Source organism: Flavobacterium sp. CAU 1735, assembly GCF_039888695.1.
Classification (GTDB): domain Bacteria; phylum Bacteroidota; class Bacteroidia; order Flavobacteriales; family Flavobacteriaceae; genus Flavobacterium.
This window is the reverse complement of record NZ_JBDQQQ010000008.1, coordinates 65,952-85,924: the sequence shown is the minus strand read 5'-3', so window position 1 is coordinate 85,924 and position 19,973 is coordinate 65,952. Positions and strand designations below refer to the sequence as shown.

General features: G+C 40.0%; 5 protein-coding genes. All 5 read right to left on the bottom strand.

Annotation, left to right across the window (positions count from 1 at the left end; genetic code table 11):
* Positions 1 to 43 precede the first annotated feature (43 nt).
* Genes AAFN64_RS15675 through AAFN64_RS15655 form a run of 5 tightly spaced genes read right to left on the bottom strand, consistent with a single transcriptional unit; the run spans position 44 to position 19,678 of the window.
* Entirely contained in the window at positions 44 to 11,716 is an 11,673-nt protein-coding gene (locus AAFN64_RS15675) for an RHS repeat-associated core domain-containing protein (RefSeq protein WP_347761189.1), read from the bottom strand.
* A 5-nt stretch (positions 11,717 to 11,721) separates the two neighbouring features.
* The gene (locus AAFN64_RS15670) at positions 11,722 to 12,408 is read right to left on the bottom strand and encodes a hypothetical protein (protein ID WP_347761187.1); all 687 of its coding nucleotides are present in this window, start codon (positions 12,406 to 12,408) and stop codon (positions 11,722 to 11,724) included.
* A 6-nt stretch (positions 12,409 to 12,414) separates the two neighbouring features.
* Entirely contained in the window at positions 12,415 to 12,972 is a 558-nt protein-coding gene (locus tag AAFN64_RS15665) for a hypothetical protein (protein ID WP_347761186.1), read from the bottom strand.
* An 11-nt stretch (positions 12,973 to 12,983) separates the two neighbouring features.
* Positions 12,984 to 19,079 (bottom strand): hypothetical protein, encoded by a 6,096-nt coding sequence (locus AAFN64_RS15660; protein ID WP_347761184.1) that lies wholly within the window; start codon positions 19,077 to 19,079, stop codon positions 12,984 to 12,986.
* Positions 19,076 to 19,678, bottom strand: coding sequence for a hypothetical protein (locus AAFN64_RS15655; protein WP_347761183.1), 603 nt, complete (start codon positions 19,676 to 19,678; stop codon positions 19,076 to 19,078). The genes AAFN64_RS15660 and AAFN64_RS15655 overlap by 4 nt, the downstream gene beginning before the upstream one ends.
* Between the last annotated feature and the right edge of the window lie 295 nt (positions 19,679 to 19,973).

Genomic DNA, 19,973 nt, shown 5'->3' with positions numbered 1-19,973 from the left:
TCTTTACTAGAACTAATGTAATATAAAATAAAAGTCTCATTTTTTATTTAAATAAATCAATATAGATACCATAATCAAACTTAATATTAACTTCACCCTTTAAGCCAAGAATCCAACCAAGATTCGCATCGATTTGTGCATCAACCTCTCTTTTCTTTGTACTTAAAAGTATATGACCTCCGTAACCAGCATGTGCACTCTCAGCTGTACCACTTATTCCCCCTCCAAAGGAAAAACCTAAGGCTCTTATCCCCAAGTTTCCGCCACCTTCTAGGACATGCGCACCTATATTCATGCCTTGTTTATAACCGTAAACACCATCCTCTCCTAATAAGAATCCTGCTTTTGCATTAGCTACCGCTTTAAAAACACTTCCATTAAGACCTCCTTGAAAACCTATCCAATTTTTATATCCAATAGAGGCATTTATTTCTCCCTCAACTCCAGATATTTCTGCTCCAACATCATATGCTGCCGGAGAAGATTGATTATAAAGATTAACATTAAAAGCCTTAACCTCTCCTTTTATACTACTAAAATCATTCCCAAATCTAACTCCTCCCGTTCCTCCTGATATTTGAAAGGTATTTTCATCGATTGTATTTTCAAAAGGTTTACCATAAAAACCACTTTTTTGAGCACTTGCTGCAACAGTAACTTCGCCTAATTGAACGGCAGGTTTTGGATTACCATTAGGCAAACCATCTTTCCCTAAATACTCAACAAAACCACTATTCGTTCCTGAATCTGCTTTAGAAGGAGCCCATTCCAACCCTTCTAATTCAACTCCATCAATAACTCTATTTTCACTAAATGCATAAGGACTATTCCAAGGGTATTTCTTTTCCAACGGATCCACAGCAAAAAACCTACCTACTCTAGGGTCATGCATTCTAAAGGTATAGTTTAGAGAATTCCCTTCACCTTTAATTTCATCATCCATTTCCTGACCCTGGAATCCATAACGATAATTCGCTTTGGAACCATGACGGGCATCCTGAAGCATTCCAAACGGATAATAATCGGAATAACTAAGAACGTCGGCATTAAAGGCTACTAAACCACTACTTGGAGTATCTACTTTTTCAAACTCCGGTATCTTTTTGTCGTTGATCACTACCAAGACATTACCCAAATGATTGGATAGCTCGTAACGTTTGTCACCGGTCAAATTTACATATTTTTTATAGGCGATCAGTCCGTTATGCGGATAATTTCCATTGGTCTTGTCTAAATAATCCGGAATTCCGTCACCATCGGTATCAATGGCATCGGATGGATTGTGATCTCCGTTCGGATCGGCTCCTTCAATAGCTTCCCAGGTTGCATAACCGTCGCCATCGTCGTCCAGATCCAGATAGTTTGGAATACCATCACCGTCGGTATCATCGTTGGCCAGGTTGTTATCGTTGTTTACATCTTCATAGATATCATACAATCCGTCGCCATCGGTATCCATCAAACACGGCCCTAACACCCGAACCGTACCCGGCGTAACCGTCATCGTAATATTTCCAAATGTGGAAACCGGCGGATTGTTTAATCCCGCACCTACGTTATTGTTAAAATCAAACTCACGAGTTAAGGCATTTACAGGACTTCCAAAATTATAGTTTACCCCACAAATGTCATATGCTCCGGGCTCCAGTTTAGAATACGGTCTTTCCTGTATATACGCACCCGATGAAACAACCGGGCTTACCGTAAACGGATAAGGCGTACCATTAAGTGTTAGCATACCCGTTAAACTAGTATCACTACCTAAAAGCTGTGTTATCTGTCCACTATAGTCAATTTCCATCCCTTTTTCGGTCATCTCCTGAGGTGTGATGATCGCATTTGGAAGATTTAGCACTTTATACTCTTTTCGGGAATTCGTTCCGTTTAGGAATACTTCCTTCGCTAATAACACCTTAGGACTGAATTTGTTGTTTGCATAGTCCGCATAGAATTTAAGTCCGGTTTTTACATCGCCCTCCTTAATTTGTTGCGGCATCACATAGTTCACCACTTTCAGGTTGTAGATACTCGAATTCAGATCTGCCATTGTAAAACCTACTAACATTGGCTGACCGGCATTTGCAGCGGGCTCATTCAATGTATGTAGTAGAATACCATTATTATAGAATTTAATTTTACCATTTAGACGTTCAATTCTAAACACATCTCCTACTTTAAACATAATAGTCTCCGCTGGAAATGATGCCGATAGCTGTTGAAGGTTACCATTTTCATACGCCCGAAGTTTACCATCCGAATGACTAAACAGGGCATAATTAATAGTACTATAGCTTACAATATTCGTACTAGGCTGATACGACAATCCTAACATCACCTTATAATTCGAATCCAGCGTCCCGCCAATCGTTCGCTCTACATAACCATTAGCTACCAGCATTTTTGCAGTTTCGGCTCCCGTATCCCAGACCTGTGGATTAGCTTTGCTAATCGTACCATTTGCATCAACGCTTACATTCTGCGAAGCCGTTAATGGTGGTTTGGTAATCGCATATTGATTATTCGATTGTGGTACGGCATCGTAATTAACCACTTTTAGATTATAAATACTCGTATTCTGGAAACACATCAGGAAGTCCGCCACCATTGGTTTACCGGCATTCGGTCCGTCTTCGGTATAGGTATGTAAAATCATCCCATTTTTATAGAAACGGATTTTACCGTTCATCCGCTCAATTCGAACCACATCTCCAACAGCATAACGATCGGCTGCCGAAGGATAATAACCTGTAAACGGATTGTTGACACCGTCTTTATAGCCCAATAGTCTACCATCGTTATACGAGTATATCGCATATTTAATCGTATTGATGGATCCTGCCCCTGTTGCACCCGGGGTATCGGTATACGATAGTCCCAGGAATACATTATAATTCGAATCCAGCGTTCCACCGATAGTTCGCTCTACATAACCGTTACCGGTTAGAATATTGGCCGTTGCTCCAATAGCATCCCATGTAGGCGCACTGGTTTTGGTAATTTTTCCGGCAGCATCCACCGTAATGTTTTGCGTATTGTATAACTGCGGTTTTACAATTTCTTCATTTGTATTTACATATGGCTTGCCATTGTATTGTCCTACTTTTAAATCGTAGATTTTAGTCTGACTTCTATACATCGCAAAGTCAACCAACATCGGTTGCCCCGGTTCCAATTCTGTAACTTCTCTTACTAAAACATTGTTATTTAAATACCTGATTTTTCCATTTAAACGTTCTACACGTAAAACATCGCCTACTTTATACGTATTCGCGCTTACCGGTAAATCATAACGCAATCCTTTTTCATACGCATACAATATATTCCCCGCAGCAGTATAAAAAGCATAGCCGATTTTATCAAAATTCACGCTCGGATCGGTATACGACAATCCTAACATCACATAATCATTAGAAGCAGCGGTACCTTTTATCGTTCGTTCTACATAACCATTGCCGGTTACCAGATACGGCGTCGCTCCACCAACAGTTCCCCAACCATCGCCTGCTAATGTTCGGACAATCGCTCCATTACTATCGACCGCAATATTTTGGGCATTCACAATTTCCGGATTCTTTATAATGGTAGTCGATTTGTTGTATTGTACTACTTTTAATCCATAGATTTTACTTTGGCTTCTGTACATCGCAAAGTCGACCAACATTGGTTGCCCAGGATTTGTCTCGGCAACTTCATACAATAATGTTGTATTCTTATAGTATCTGATTTTACCATTTAATCGCTCCACGCGTAATACATCGCCAATGCTATATGTATTGGTTCCGGTTGGTAACGTCATAGACGTACCATTAACCCATGCCTGTAAATTATTCGAGTTGAATGTATACAGTAAATAATTAATCGTATTGTAATGTACATTTACATCGTTATAGGAAAGTCCTAACATGATATACTCATTGGAAGCGATAGTTCCGCTTATGGTTCTTTCTACATAACCGTCGCCTGTTAAAAGATAGGGTGACGAACCACCTACATCTCCCCAACTATCGCCAGCTAAAGTTCGGGTAATCGTTCCATCGGCTTCAATGTTAAGGTTTGGCATCACATTTAACGGTGGTCGGACAATCGTTTTGTTATCATCGATATACGTACCCTGTCCCATTACCTCAACCTGACCGATTAACGTGGAAGGCGCTGGTGTTGTAGTTTGATCAACTTTGAATTTAGTTTTGAAATTAAATTCATTAAAATTAGGATTAACCCCATATAAATACGGTTCGTTCCATGTAGCATTAGTTGTTGGCGTTACCCGTAAGGAATAAATCTTTAAATCGGACACACTCAACGGTACACTCGGTATGCTGGTTGTAGCCGCCATGGCACTAGCCTGAGCTGTCATTCCCAACGGCCCTCCACCAATTTCCGGTTTTTTGTATTTATACAAGCCAACCAATTTATCTTCCAATCCCAATCGGCTGCTACCAAAAATATGGTGTTCTTTTATAGAATAATTTCTGTTATAACCATTTCTGTTTGAAATCTGGACATCTTTATACACGGCCAATACATTCCCCTGCGCATCTCTGGAATAGTAATCGGAGTTGGTAATCGGATCGCCAAATGAGCCGTCATAAACACTTTTCGAAATTCGGTTTCCTAAACCGTCATATTCGAAATAGATAATCGTTTGTGCATTATTTTTAAACTTTTCAATTCTTTTAACCTTACCATCGGCACGCCAGTCAATTTTTAACCCTTCGGTTTTATCTTCAACAAGTTGGCCAATCTGATCATAAATATAATTATGCGTACTCAGGTTATTGATGTTATACGTAATTCCTAAAGCAGCCAATTGCTGTATCTGATCACCCAGTTCGTTAGTTGCCAATCCGGAGAAACCTGCTTTATCTTCCACTAAGCGAAGCTTGTTATCACCCGGTAAATAATGGTATACTAATTCATCCATTTTTCGGAAAGCACCATTCTGATCCGGAGCAGTTCTAAGAAGCGTTTTCAGGTTTCCGTTTCGATCGTACGTATAGCTGGAACTATAACTTTCGTTATTCACATCGGCTACTCCAAGAGCATCCGGTTTTATCGCAGCAGATGTCATCCCGGTAATACGGTTTAACTGATCATAGGTATAGCTATTCTTCTGCACATCCAATAAAGCTTCTCTATTCGTACGAATAGCCGTAGTCATCTGTTTGATATTTCCATTGTACAGATTTCGGTTATTGGCAGCAAGATTTCCATTACGGCTAAACATCAACGGTTTGAAATTTTCGTCTCCTGTATCGTCTGTTGTAATGGCTTTATAGTCGCCGTCAAAATAGTTAAGCGAATAACCAAACGCATCTTTATTGGTATTCAATCGGGCTGCCATTCCATCCTGTCCCATATCATTTTCCGGTGTCGTCAGATTTTCTCCGTTTACCGCTTTTAACCATCCCTGTAAGGTGTAGGCATAATCGATACCTTGTACTTTTTTATCCCCTAACTCCACACGTGCCAACGGACCATGCGCATAGTATTGATAGTTGGCATCATTCTCCCAAACGATACCATCCGGTGATGTTTTAACATTAACAATACGATTATCGGCATCGTATTCGTATTTATGGATAAACTGATCGGTTTTATTTGGCTGATGCGTAACCGTGTTTACATTACCACTGATCAGATCGTAATCGTAGATCACACGTTTAATATGTAATTCACAGTCGTTTTTAAGGGCTAAATTCGTATCGGCGATTACATTTGGATCACAGCTGTAATCTCGCAATGCCTTTACATACGTCACCATTTCTTTTACATTACCGTGTATGTCGTAGTTATATGCAATTGCATTAATAAATTCCTGTTCATCTCCATCTGTATATTCATTATACGTAAATATCCCGGTAACCCGATTTCGGCTGGTTTGCGGGTTATAATCGGAATAGAAAAAATCGGAAGCTGGTCTTGGTCCCGGATTTATTTCCAGTAGCGGATCCTGATCATAAACCGTTCGCGTCACATCCATCTTCATAATTCCAATATTCACAAAAGCATTGACCTCCTCATTTGTTACAACACTATTAGTAAGGGTAGAACGCATTAATCGTCCTTCGTCTGAAATAAAATAGTAGTTCCCATATTGATTCATCTGAGCGCTAGCCCAAATCTGTCCCGCTTCAATGATACGTCCTAAATCGTCATAAGCCGTATAACTAAAAGCCCTGATTTCCGGATAAAGCTCCAGTTGTTTTTTATTTTGCGATGCGATTATTCGTCCTAAATCATCGTATGCAAAACGCGTCTCACCACCATCCGGTGTTTTTTGCCAAACCAATTGGTTTAACGTATTGTAACGATACTGCGTTTTAAATGTATGCTGTGGCTGTAAAGCCGTATTTTCAGGGGCTGGTGTTAATGGATCAAAGCTGTTTCTATACGTATTGATCGACGCATTTTTGGTATTGATCTCGCTCGGTGTAAATCGTTTTACGCCTTCCGGAGCTACGGTTTGCGTTAAGTTCCCGGCCTGATCATAATAGTATAAGGTATATTGATATTCTTTATCAAAATAGTTCATATCAAATTTCTCCTGAACCGTTGCCATTGCTTTTGTAATGTATTCTTTTATGAATTTTTTACGCAACGATTCCAGATAATTCTCATAGGCTTCCTGCTGATAGGTCTCATTTAAATTTTTGATTAAATGCGTACAGGTACCGTCAGTATCAACCGGCACATTTGGAGAAACGACACTCATCGTCACCGGAGGACATATCCCCGGATTGGCAGCACGATAATCCGTATTTACCCAGTTGTTCCAGTTTAAACGATCGGGGTTACTGGCATTATTACCATAATACACTTTATAAGCATCAATAACCCTAAAGATATTATGAACCTCATCCACGTTATACCCGTAATGCAAATAGGTATTTCCGAACTCTGCAATTGTTCTGAAATTATAGTCATACGATGACGTAACCGCCAACTGATTACAGTAATATATATAGCTATCAACAAGATACTGTAAATTGCTTGTACAGAAATTGTCAAACTCACCAACTTCAATGGTATACCCCGTAATACGCGGACCATTATTGGGTCCTCCGTGAAGTATAAAGTCTAAGAAATCGGCTTTTTTAGCATCACAGGCAACCGGAGTAACCGTTTGTGGAATACATACGGTACAGTCCCTGTCAATATAATTAAGGTTCGGTTTTGCCCGTGCCGTTATTTTCCCAATAGATCCTGATGTTGTTGGATAGTGAAAGGTAAAAATATCGATGGAACCATTTCCTACAATCGTAACATTACTAAATGGAAACAAACCACTTACTGTAGAAAGATTTACCGTTTGATCTAAAGAAAATATCGTTTCTCCTCCGCGAGACATACCATATCCATATTGTCCACTAATCCACGTTGTCTGAATCGGCGAATTGGTTGGCTCATTAAAGAAAGTAGCCAGATATGAATTTTTATACGACGGTATGTTTTCTAAGCTAACAGGCGTTGTACTTTGCAACTCTTGTGATTGTTTTAACGCATTGATAAAAACAACAAAAGCCTGACGGAATTTGTTTCTTACGCTACAATTATGCCCACTTCCGGGTGCTGCGTCATTAGGATCCAGTACCTGACCAACCTGATTATTCTGATCGGTACTACACGCTCCAATAGCCGCACAGGTGGTTCCGTAAAGGATCACTTCTTTTGTGGCACCATTTACTAAAATTTCCGCCACTGCTCTATAAGCAAACACTTTATTTTCCGGTACGGAAGCTATTTGATCGTAATAGAATTGTTTGATCTTCGTGATTTTCCAGGTGGTATTGTAATTCGCCCAGGTGTATGTCGATGACTCTACTTTAACCGTAGTCCCGCAAAACGGTTGCGACGGACTAGCGCTAAAGTTAATTGTAAGTGTGTTACTTGCCGTTGCCGTACTAATGTTTAATGAATTTAACGGCACAGTTGTCGATCCTAAGGCTTTAATTAAATCAGGGGTTACATACTGTCCTGTAAAAGGTCGGCTGGACATTGCTGTAATATTCACACTGCTAAATGCGGCATCTTTAAAGAAACCGTTTAAGAAATAATCAAAATCAAAAAGTAACGGACAATTTCCGGTTTGTGCATAATATTCGTAATCGTTTTGTGCCTGTAACTGATTTAAGGCTGTCAACGGATCCACGCCCGAATCATATCCAAAATCTACCGGAATAAAACGTTTTGCTTTTTCTTTATATAAAATACCGCTAGTGCTACCGCAAAGTGACGTTACCGCTATACTATTGATATAATTAAACAAACTGGTTTTCTGAGAGAAATTATCCGTTAGTACATTCGTAACCGAATAATTCAATACACCACCAATACAACCGTTATACGTACCTTTTTCGATCGCATAAATATTACTAAAAACGTGCTTTATTTTTGATTTTAAACCTAAATAAAGACTTCTGTATGTTTTCCAAAACTGATCTTTTTGATCTTGTGTTAAGGCAGAAATAGACGTTGGAGGGGTACACTGCACCAATGGATTACAGTAAACCATCTGTAAAGCGGCCTCATATAATTTCACGACTGTCGCTGGGTCGTCATGTACCATATAATCAGAATTGATCGCTTCCTGCATAATGCCGATTCGGTAACCGTATAGCGTCGCACTTTCAAAATTGGCTGGCAATTGTTGAAAATACGGATCTAATGTATAAATACCGCTATTCGCTGCAAGCGTACTTCCAATTAAACCTTTAGTCACGGCATCATTAAACGTGGTTACGCTTTGCAGATAACTATCGTAGGCATCCGAATTTAATGAAGTTGTCCCGTTGCTTTTAGTAAGATTACAAATCTCCTTGTTGTACACCAGGTAATTGTATTCCGGGTGGTAGGCAATTAATGACTTTGCCCAACCGGGACCAAAAGCCTCAACGAAGTCGTTATAATTAACCAACTGTTGCGGTCGTACTCTACGAACGTTCTCACCGTTAATGGTTGCCGAAAGCACTTGTCCTGTGGATGCTGGCGTAGTCGTTCCGTTTGCATTTACTACAACATTAACAAAAGCATCATTGCCATCGATATCTTTATAAGGCGTCGTTGGATTTTTCCAGTGATGCCCCGTTACGGTTCCATTAGCATATAATTTACTCGATGGGTTAAAAACACTTAGTTCAAAATCCGGATTGGGCACTTGCTGTCCAGCTTCATTGGTAATGGTTCCATTTGGATTTCCGTATTGTCCCAAAGGACTAACATCACTCAATAAGGTTTGCTCATTAACCGTACAACTGGAATCATAAAGCGCTTCCGGCGTACACAATTGCACACACTCCTGTTTTAATAATTGCCATTCTCTGAAAAAACGATTGGCAAGACCATTGGCCTGACTCTGATCGATACCCGAATTACCGGTAATCGTTACCACAATCGGCGGTGTAAGTGTTGACGGTAAACTAAACGTACTTACCGGAACACTGAAAAACGTACTTAACGCATTCAGAATATAATTGGATTGTGTGCCCAATGCTGCCGTACAGCTGGTACAATCCATATTACACATATCCAATGAAATGTTCGGAGAGAACTGATTCGGATTGATGTAACAAGGATCGTCTTTATCCTTTAACTTTTTGATATATTCCGTTGCATACGTATTGAGTTGTTCCGCATTGACTTTCAGTTCTTTTGAAAGCGCATAAGAACCCGAAGCCAGTGCCTGATTAAAATCACTTGGATTCGACTGATATGGGAAAGCACTTCCGCTACCACCCAATTTGATTTTTTCAACATTGATCTTATCGACCTGACATTGGTCTTTTAGTTTGATTACCAAATCGTATACAAAAGGATAGGTTGGTAGGGTACACGTTAACGGACTGGATGGTGTGAATTGCTGCGTTTGCTTGACATTATAATCAAATTCATAAGCAATATTATCACCTCCAACAGCCAGTTGTTTCGAAACGATATAGCGGTCGTCGTTCCCCGGAAAATTACCAGTTGACTCCAGTCGGTTCTGACTTAGCAGATTATCGTTCATCATACCGTGTACTGGATTATCGTTTGCCGCATCGGTTAATTTGTCCAGGTTGTCCTTCGGATCATTGGATAATCCCGTTGCAATTGTTCTTCCCTGCGGGTCGATATAACTCACCGATACCTGACCATTCGGATCAATCACGATGTTCTTTTTATAATGTGATACATCACCAACACTATAACCAAACAAACGGTTTAGTTCTTTATCGGTTGGAACCGTATACAAATACCGCATCTCATGTCCCGATCCTAACTGATGGTTAACCCCAACGCCTCCTTTTCGGGCAATACGCCCGGTATTATCCGGCGTGTATTCTACCTGTGAAAAAGGATGATTTTCGGCATCCGGAACGTATTTCTGATTGATACTATTCGGAAAATCGATCAGTCCATTGGCCGAATAATATCGTGCCGCACCCGATCCCAAATCCATTTTATTGATCTGTATATTACAATTTGTCGGATCGGAACTATCATCGAAGTCAAAATCCCGGAACGAATACGGCGTACCGGTTTGCGCCATATTGTAGTTTTTAAAATAACGAATACTATTCTCATTCGTCGGAGTTGGCAATACCTCAACAGCAGGTCTTCCCTGTGCATCGTATACTACTTCCCCAACAATTGCATTTTTATCGGTATTGATTTTCGTAACCGTTTGTCGGTTACGCAAGGATCCGTCGAAATAGCTGATCACTTCTTTCTTTTTCCCGTTTTCGGCATAACTAACCTGTAATTGCCAGTTTTTGCTTTTTTCGTGTTCGGATAACTCAGCGACATGAGTCCAGTCGGAAACCTTGGTTTTAGCCCCCCCCGTTTCGGAACTCCATTTACCGTAATACTTCCCTTTAAAAACGGTAGGATGCAAACCAACAGCTCTAACGCGATAAATTAAATACCCTTTGGCATATAGTAAGGGGATTTCGTAGGAACTCGATTTGGTACTAATTCGGGTATTGTTTAATTCAAAATCACGATCGCTAAAATTGATTGTATTTTTTGCCAGATTAGCAGTCAAATTGGTTGCGGCATACGAATCCACCCAGGTCCATTCCAATTCATATTCGAGTGCCCCTGAAATTTTTTGCCATTCTATTTTAATCGATCCCGGAACCATTGCTCCGGTTGACGAATCCAACTGATTCGTTATGGTTGCCATCGGAATAGGTAACTGATCGGAAACCGTATAATAGCGTTTTACCTTTAGCCCTAAATCTAAAAATATATTTTCAGGGATATAATTTGACGTGGTATTGTTGACCATGTCTTTATATTCAACAGAACCCGGAATCAGGCTGATTTTGATTCCAAATCGGTTTTTAACCTGTAAAAAGTTAACGTCTGTAAACAATGTATTCACAACAGACGCACCATGCGGACTATAGGAAACCGCCAGCGTTTCTTCTCTTGGCGTAACCGATTCGTCTATAGAACCATCCGGCATAAGCGGCGTAACCGTAAACTTTGCCTTAAATTCATACCATTGGTACGGCGCCATCGTATTGTCTACGCGTAAGCGAGCATAGCAATACGGGTCTTTATTGTGCTGATTGGCCCATCCGGCTTCGGGATCCAATACCGTAGCCAGCTGTGTAAAGCCGTTTAGTTGAATCGGAGCCAAAGGATAGTCCTTTTCCTCAACCTGTGCCGTCGCAAAAATGGAGAAAAAGAGGGTAATACTAATCAATAACCTGCCTAATACTGTATTCATATTATTTATAATGTTATAGCCTTATAATTTTTTAATTTACCGGTAACGATAAACTTTTTGTCTTTAATCGTGAAAAAATCCTGTTGTTTGATGTCAGGGCATTTCGGATGCTTACCGTAGCGTACTTCCAGTTTTGGGTTTTTTATTTTTGTCTTCTTATTCTTGACTGTAAACTCTTTTTCGCCAACAAAATAAAACTCCTGTTTCGCCAGACTGTAATCGGCTTTATTGATATAGATGATCAATCGGTCCATAGCCACCTGAGAATACTTTCCTGATTTTAGCTCACAGATATAATAGGTTTTATCCTGCTTTAGTGAGTAATCCGGAAACAGTTTCAGAAACGATTGCAAGGCAATGGGCGAATTGTTGTTTTCCACTTTACCGATTTGCAGTATTTTCTCCTGATGGTTGATCATAATGTTATTCGCTCCGAAACTGGCAAACTCATTATCTTTAATTTGCTGGTAGTTGATCGTATTATTTTTATAGATCGTTCCGGTATAGGTCTCAATCGGTTTGGTAGCTGTTGCCGTGCTATAAAAATTATAGATGGACTGATAACAATAACTTTTTTCGGATTTATATTTTTTTTCAACCTTATCAAACAGCTCTTCCACCGCTTTTTTTCCCTGCGAAAAAGAAGGAAGTGCTATAAAGAACAGTAAATAGAATAGTAGCGTCTTTTTCATGAGCATTTAATTTTGTTTAATACTGTTACTTCTTGTTTCCTGTATGGTAAACACTCCTTTTTCGGTTTCTTTTTTAACCCGGATTAAACCGCCTTCCAGATCGTATTCGTAAAAGGTAGCGTAATTGTTTTCATCCAATTCGGCCATCAAACGTTGGGTTTGTTCATCGTATACAAAACTTTTCATCGATCCGTTATATGGGTGAAAACGGATGTCGTCGAAATAACATTCGGTAGCAGTATCCGAGCAAACCAGTTCTATTTCGAGTCTCGGAACGGTCGCGGGTTCAAGAAAAACGATATCCACCTCACCGGCAATAAGCTGCCAGCCATCGATGATTTCGCCAACCGGATGTAGGGTTGCCATCAACGGCGCCGACGTATTGGTCAGACTTATTTTAATCGATCCTGTATAGGTCAATTGTTGCGTGGGATGAATTTCTTTGATCCATCCGCTTACCACATATTTACCCGGAGTGGGTTGAAACGAGTTGGTCTGGTCGGAATATTGTGCATTACTTTTTACACTTATCAATAGCACAAAGAATAAAATATATCGTATCATCTGAATGTAATTTAAAAGTTAGTGCAAGTATCTGCTGCTATATTATAGATTGATCCTCCACTATTATGACAGTGAAGACGTACACAACAAGTCGTATTCCCCATACTCACCGTTAACTCTTTATAGCTCCCTAATGAGTTCGATGGAGGTTGCTGACCAATCTGAGGTGGCCCACTAGGAAATGATCCTGACACACAGATATATACTATTCGATTATTATTCGGGTCTACTGTAATATTTGTAAAGTTTATCGGATCGGAGTAGGGAGCCGTATAACTGGCCACTATATCGGTAGCCGTAATAGCTGCCGGGAATGTTAGTTTTACTCTTCTTATGTTTTCTCCTAAACAACTTCCTTCAGATCCTACTATTTCAAATGTATAGGCACAATTTGCCGGATCCGTACTAGGCGGCGGCGGACAAGTTTCCTGACGAACAGAAGCCGGAGCGGTAATCATTTCCCGTACTAATTTAACCGACTGACCCGTGGCTACTTTGATACTTCTCTTTCCGGTGTGCGAATGATTTGTCGAATAGTTTGTATTAGTCCCATTAAAACTAAAATGCGGTGGATTTATACTACTTGTTCGGCGTGTTTCTTCGAAACCATCAAACCCCATTTCCGAATATTTTGAATTCGAAGCCACTGCCATTGGCAACGTATAATTATAGCCATATTGCGCGGCGCTATATCGTTTTAAAGCATCTTTATTTTCCAGTTCGGTTCCATACGGGCTATATAAGGTGATACTACTCGCACTTTTCCAATTGGTCGTATTGGCCGTCCATACACCATTGGCAAGTATATAAAAAGGTACAAACTTCGCAAAGAAACCTTCATTTCTTGGATTGTTTACCGAAGTCGTTGCGGCATTTCTACTCGTTAAATAGGCATACGATTCCTGAGCTCTCCAATCGCCTTTAATATTCCACAAGTACGGATTTACCCGTACCGCATAAGGGTATTTCGGGTTCCCTTGCCCATCAACAGCTGCACTTTTCGTAGGATCCGGATAATACGGTAAATTATGTTCCGACTGCGGTTTCCAGTAATCGTTATACACCACGGCACTGGCATTTAGTATTCTCGGGTTCGTACCTGACGCGCCATCATACTGTAAAACACTCTGATCCAGAAATCCGATCTGATTCCCAGCATCTGTAATCGTAATCGGATTCTTCATCAATGTTATCGATGCCATCGAAGCCGCCTGTAAGTTTCGATACCCGGAACGCATAATTTTAAACGGAATACTACTATAGGCCGAGCATTTGTTAAAATAATTCCCATCTTTATCCATTAAAAGAATCCCTCTGTTAGTGGGACTAAAACCAACTACCCAAAGTCGGTTGACAAATAATGGTGTCGATGGAACAGCGGCGAGTGCCTGCATATCACCTTCGACAGGCTCTAATGTTGTTGCGTTTTTAAGATATAACTCATCACCCAAATGGAAATATTGGCTTAAATCGGTATCTATACCAATCCTGAAATACGGTTTGTCTGTTGGTGCGCTTGAGCCACCACCCACATTATTAACCTGCTCATTACTAAGACTTAAAGATCCCTCAATACCGATATTGGTACTGGCCAATCCCATACCGTCGTATTTCCAGTAGGCCGGATAGGTAAAGGCATAGTATTGGTCGTTATATTCATTTGTGGTTTGCGTCAGGATCACCTCTCCGGAACTCGCATCCCACGCCAGGTTTTTGGTTGAAACGCTTGATCCCAGATCATAGGCAATTTTCTCCACCAGTATTCCGGTTTTATGAACGTGTTTTGTGGTGACAGCCGTTCGCAATAAATTTTCATTATACGAATATTTAGGAAGTATTGTCGGTACAAATCCCGGGAACAATGTGAATAAAAAGGCTCCGAGATTTCCGTCGAAACCAGCTAATTCCGATTCGGAACGGCTTTCATTAAAATCATTGATCATGTCATAATCCACGCCGAGTAATTGTTTTCTTACCTCTCCATTTTTATTAATGGTCTGTAGGTTATTATCCAGATTACCGTTTGCATCGACGTTATATTTATAAACAACTTTTGAAATCGGTTTATCGTTTCCTTCGGCATATACCTCCTGCGATTTTACTTTACCATTCATATCGTTGGTTTCGACCGAATAGCCTTGAGACATCGTCAAATGGCTGCGCATCATAAAGCTGACCAATTGCGTAACAAAGCCCATAAGTTGATTCGGACTCGGGATATCACTCTTGACATCCGGATCGGTAAAATCAACTTTTGTAGGGAAATCATACGAGGTATAATGTCGGGTGACTACTTTTCCGGTGGCATGTCTTTTAACCTCTTTATTGCCCTCTTCTCGCGGCAGGTTTTGTACCGTTACCTTCGAATAGGTAACCCGTGGTGCCGGGAAGAAGTTTTCTCCAAATGGTTTTTCCACATAATTATTTTCTCTTGGTGCCGATATGTTTTGCGCATAACTACCGCTTTTAGGATATAATGGTTCTAAAAGGGCATTTTCGGCACTTCCGTTGGGTTCGTACGTCGCTACTCCACTTGATTTTTTATTATTCCCTTTACTATCACCATCATCATCATACGAATAGGTCTGACCATATTCCATACTAGACAAGTCGGTTCCTCCGGATTGGGTTGAACTCAGCATCGAACCCCATTCGTCGCTCAAACGGATGGATTTCACCCGCAGACCACCACCCAGTTTTCTTCCCTTACTGTTTTCAAGTCGGATCCAGGATTTATCGGTTTTAAAAATTCGGGCACAACCTTTTCTTTCCAGTTCTTTGTTCGGTCCATCGAAAATTTTGCTAATGGATTCAATACTACCCAACAGGTCGTTTACGATAGAAACAAAATTGGTATTACTATTATCGCCACCGATACTGTATACAATTCGGTTTAAATAGGTTCTACCAAAGCCCCAACCGGTTTTAGCAATTGGATTTACATTCTCAGGGCCACTTGAACCATCCCGGTTTAATAATTTTAGCGGAATGGCAACTATCTTTCCATAATCCTGAACATTATTAATCACATTTATTTTTTGAGTATCCGTTTCTCCTATTTCAAAATATCCGGAAACATATTCGTATTGCGAATCATTAGCCGTCATGTTCATCAGAAAACGGAACTGAATCGCTTTGTCTAAATTTTCCCGTAAATAATTATTTATAAAATCCTCGCGTGAATTGATCCCGCTGGCATCATCAAGCTTTATATAAAGATATTTTTTGTGACCATTTTCATTATATAAGGTATTCGTGATATCTCCGGATCCTGGATTCTTCGTACTTCCGGCACCAGCAATCTTAAACATCTGCATCGCTCTTTTATTTTGAACGTACTGATAATCGTCGCTTTCCGTTTCGATAGCAATTACACCTCCCGATGGTAGCTGAACCGATTTTAGCGTCCAGGCTCCGGTATTGTTATCCGCTGTTTGTTGATTACCCTGATCCACAAAAGGATATTCGGTATTGGACAATGCTGAATTAAGATTCCCACTTCCGGCCGGATTTTCTTTATAATTCCCCCAAATATCAAAACCTTTCGGATCGTAGTCCGGGTTGTTAACAGCATCATTCGTAATGGTATAATTATTCGGTTTGTTTTTTGATTTTTCCAATCCGTAATTGAACACATAAGGCGTATATCTTCCCATGTTGGAATCGCGGTAGGTAAAAAACACCCGTTTCAACGTTAGCTTTCCTTTTGCCGGAGCCAATGAGTTTGGCGTGTTTTTACACAACGAATAGTCATAGTCAAAATGGGCTGTTTTAATCGGCTTGATAGCGCTGTTAATCCCCGGATCGACAATAACACCCGATGCATTGGTTACTTCCGGTCTGGAATACAATCGGATGGATTTGATTCGTTTCATTCGTCCGGAACCGGCACCGCCCTGTTCTCCGGCAACACCTACAGCATCATCTCGGTTTTCCAGATCAAAGAAAGCCACATGTGTTTTGGTACTGATTTTATCCAGATAGGTCAATTCTTTAATTCCGTAGAGATACGTTCCTTTTTGATCGTCCTTATGTGAAATCAGTCCTTCGTTATACGTAGCCGTATTCGCCTGGAAAGGAATTCGCCATTTATAATCACGAACCGTGGTATAATCAAATTTTGTAAACGTTCCCAAATCGTTAAGACTAGGGCCATCGTCATCCACATCTTCATAATCGGCCGATAAAACCGAAGTGATCAAATAACTATGCGCATACGGCGGCGTTGTAATTTTATTCAGAAATTTATCACTACGACTGGTATTATTCCCTGAGGTTGTACCGTTATAGGGCACCAATCCGTTTGTGTTATTTCCGGTTTGACCGGAAACATCAAAAGTGGCTTCCACTTTTCTCATGTTATAGGCTGTTCTTCCATATACATAAGTAGAACCATCGGTTTGCAGCACCTTAATTCCAGCGGTATGGTGTACTTTGGCACTGTCGTTTTTTATAACAAAAGGATCCCCAGCCGTTTCTTCGGCGGTTACTTTATGTACCAGCTGATTTCTCAGGTAACGTTTGGTTCTTTTAATTTTCGAATCGATAACATGAGAAACGCCATTATAACCTTCATAATACTTATTGGTTGTCATCCGGTTTTTGGTTCCACCGTCTAATCCGATTCGCAAGGCTTTTTCCTTATGGATTTTATTAAGATAGATACTCTGCTCCGGATCCACAACGGTGCTTCCCACCAGTTTGTAGGTTACCGGTTCATATTCCATTTTTTTTGTATCCGTACTGCTTTCATTAAAATACTGCAGTACGTTATTATTGCTTACCCATCCGCCTGTAGTACTTGTTGAAGGCGCCACTTTAAAGTCGACACCTGCGTGCGCTATATTTCCAACTCCAAATTCAGCTCCAAGGCTTGCTCCTTCGCCATAATCCGTAACCTTATCATTATACAGATAACTCACCTGAGAACGGTATGGGCGAAACATTCCCGACACACCTTGTCCGTCAATATTATAGATATCGTAAGTATAGTTGGTAACCGGTAAAGCCGTTGTATTTTCGGTAACGGTTCTTTCGTTTTCGCGGTTAAAGTCCAAAACACCTGCCTGAGCTTTTTTGTATTCCGTATTTTCATAACCGAAAGCTTTCTCTTTTCGATTACGGTATTTTGAGGCCACTTTCTGATAGGATCCATAACCCGATATTTGTCCCTGGAACTCCGTTAAAAAGAATTCACTACCAAAAGCCCCGTTAAAGGTAAAATTTGTATTTTCGAAACCTACCCGTTTACTCGGCGTATAACTCATATCATTAAAAGAAACACTCCCGCCTAAAGCTCCTGCTGCCTTTGTTTTAGAGCTTACCGTCGTTTCTCCTTTTTCCGTTTTCGAATATAGATTACTCATACGTTGTACACTAGCAGACAGGTTTAGATTTTCCACCCCTTTTCTGCTACTGAATCCCAAACCTATCGTTCCGGTACCCTTTAAACTTTCGGAAGTTGTGTTCGTATCAAACTTTTCTTTTAATTTCGCCGAGATACTAACCGAAGGATTCACACTGGCTCCTTCTGTAGCGGAACCGGTAAAATTTAAGCCCACAGCTACATTTTCACTTAGCTGGAAGCTAAGTCCGAAGGATGGTTTAAAAGTAATTCCTTCATAATTGTTATATTGCACCCCAAGTCCCACTCCAGGTTTAAAGGCATCGTAACCGGCATAGGCCGCATTAAACCCAAAATAAGTTCCAACGGTAATATTATCTCGTAAATCATTTTCATAGCGAACCTCATCACCTCTAAAATCATCGGGTAATCCACGTACCTGTCGTTCGATTTGTCCAACGTTTAAATTCCATCCAAGACCTACCCACGAGGCTTCCTGATCGGTTGTGATTCCGGCATTATAGGATAAGTTTAGCGGATATCCCCCTACGTCCATAATCGGGATGTTATAATTAAAATCGCCACTGGCCAGATCCACCATATCCGAAGTTCCTATAGGAGTAAAGGAATTAAACTCGGGTTGTGTCGGACCACTGGTTAAAGCGTACATATGGATGGGTTGTGTGATTTCGACAAAAATCATCAACGCTAAATACCATGCGACAACTTTAGTAAACTTGCTGTTTCGGATTTGCTTTATCATAAGGCTATTTCTGTAAATGGATCTTTAAACTGGAATTTCAGGGTACCTTTTTTAAAAAGGTTATCTTTATAAATAAGTTGAATTTTGGCATTGGGATCAATGTTCGAAAAGAACAGCATCACTTTCTGATAGGGAGTGATTTTATAACTTCTTTCGAATAAGGCTGCCGAACAGGGAATGGTATCTTTCTGATTGACCACGACCATAAAATCCCTTTCAATCGAAAACGACATGTATTTCACGCCATCTTCATAGGAGATACCGGTATTTTCCGAATCTAAAATATCTTTTTCGTTTTCCTGCTGGAAGGTAAATTCGATAACCCGTTCGCGTTTGTTCTGTTCATAGAGGGAATCGACAAGAATTAAATTCTCATTTCCTTTGTCTTTTAACAGGTAATACTGAATAGGTACTTCGGTTGCGGTAAAGTCGATTTTATCAACTTTTTGATTGTAGACTTTGGATTTCCAACCTATTTTTTCAAGGTTAAAATAACGTTCCCGGATTTCGGAATCGTCAATGCCTTCCTTTTTATCTTTAGCACAAGATAAGAGCAGTAGTAAAGAGAAAGCAATAAAAAATGATTTAACTATTTTCAAGGCTTTAATTTATAACCAAACAATTACAATTTACTTGTAGGCTTAAAAATTGACCTTTCACTGGGCGCTGAAATGATCAAACGGCGGCAAAAGTATTATTTTTTATATAAAGAATGTTTCTATATTATAATGAAAAGCTTATTTTTTTATCAATATCAACTAAAATTATGATTTATAGCACTTTATAAAAATTACTTTAAAGTGATTATTTAAACAACAGATACGGTTTTACAACGAAAACCATTCGACTTGTTATACCGCTGTTTTTTCTTTAAAAAAAACGCGGATTGCCTTA

Bases quoted from the DNA above. Each gene is read 5' to 3' on its own strand.
- AAFN64_RS15660 (WP_347761184.1), bottom strand. From the start codon at position 19,079: ATGATAAAGCAAATCCGAAACAGCAAGTTTACTAAAGTTGTCGCATGG.
- AAFN64_RS15670 (WP_347761187.1), bottom strand. From the start codon at position 12,408: ATGAAAAAGACGCTACTATTCTATTTACTGTTCTTTATAGCACTTCCT.
- AAFN64_RS15675 (WP_347761189.1), bottom strand. From the start codon at position 11,716: ATGAATACAGTATTAGGCAGGTTATTGATTAGTATTACCCTCTTTTTC.
- AAFN64_RS15665 (WP_347761186.1), bottom strand. From the start codon at position 12,972: ATGATACGATATATTTTATTCTTTGTGCTATTGATAAGTGTAAAAAGT.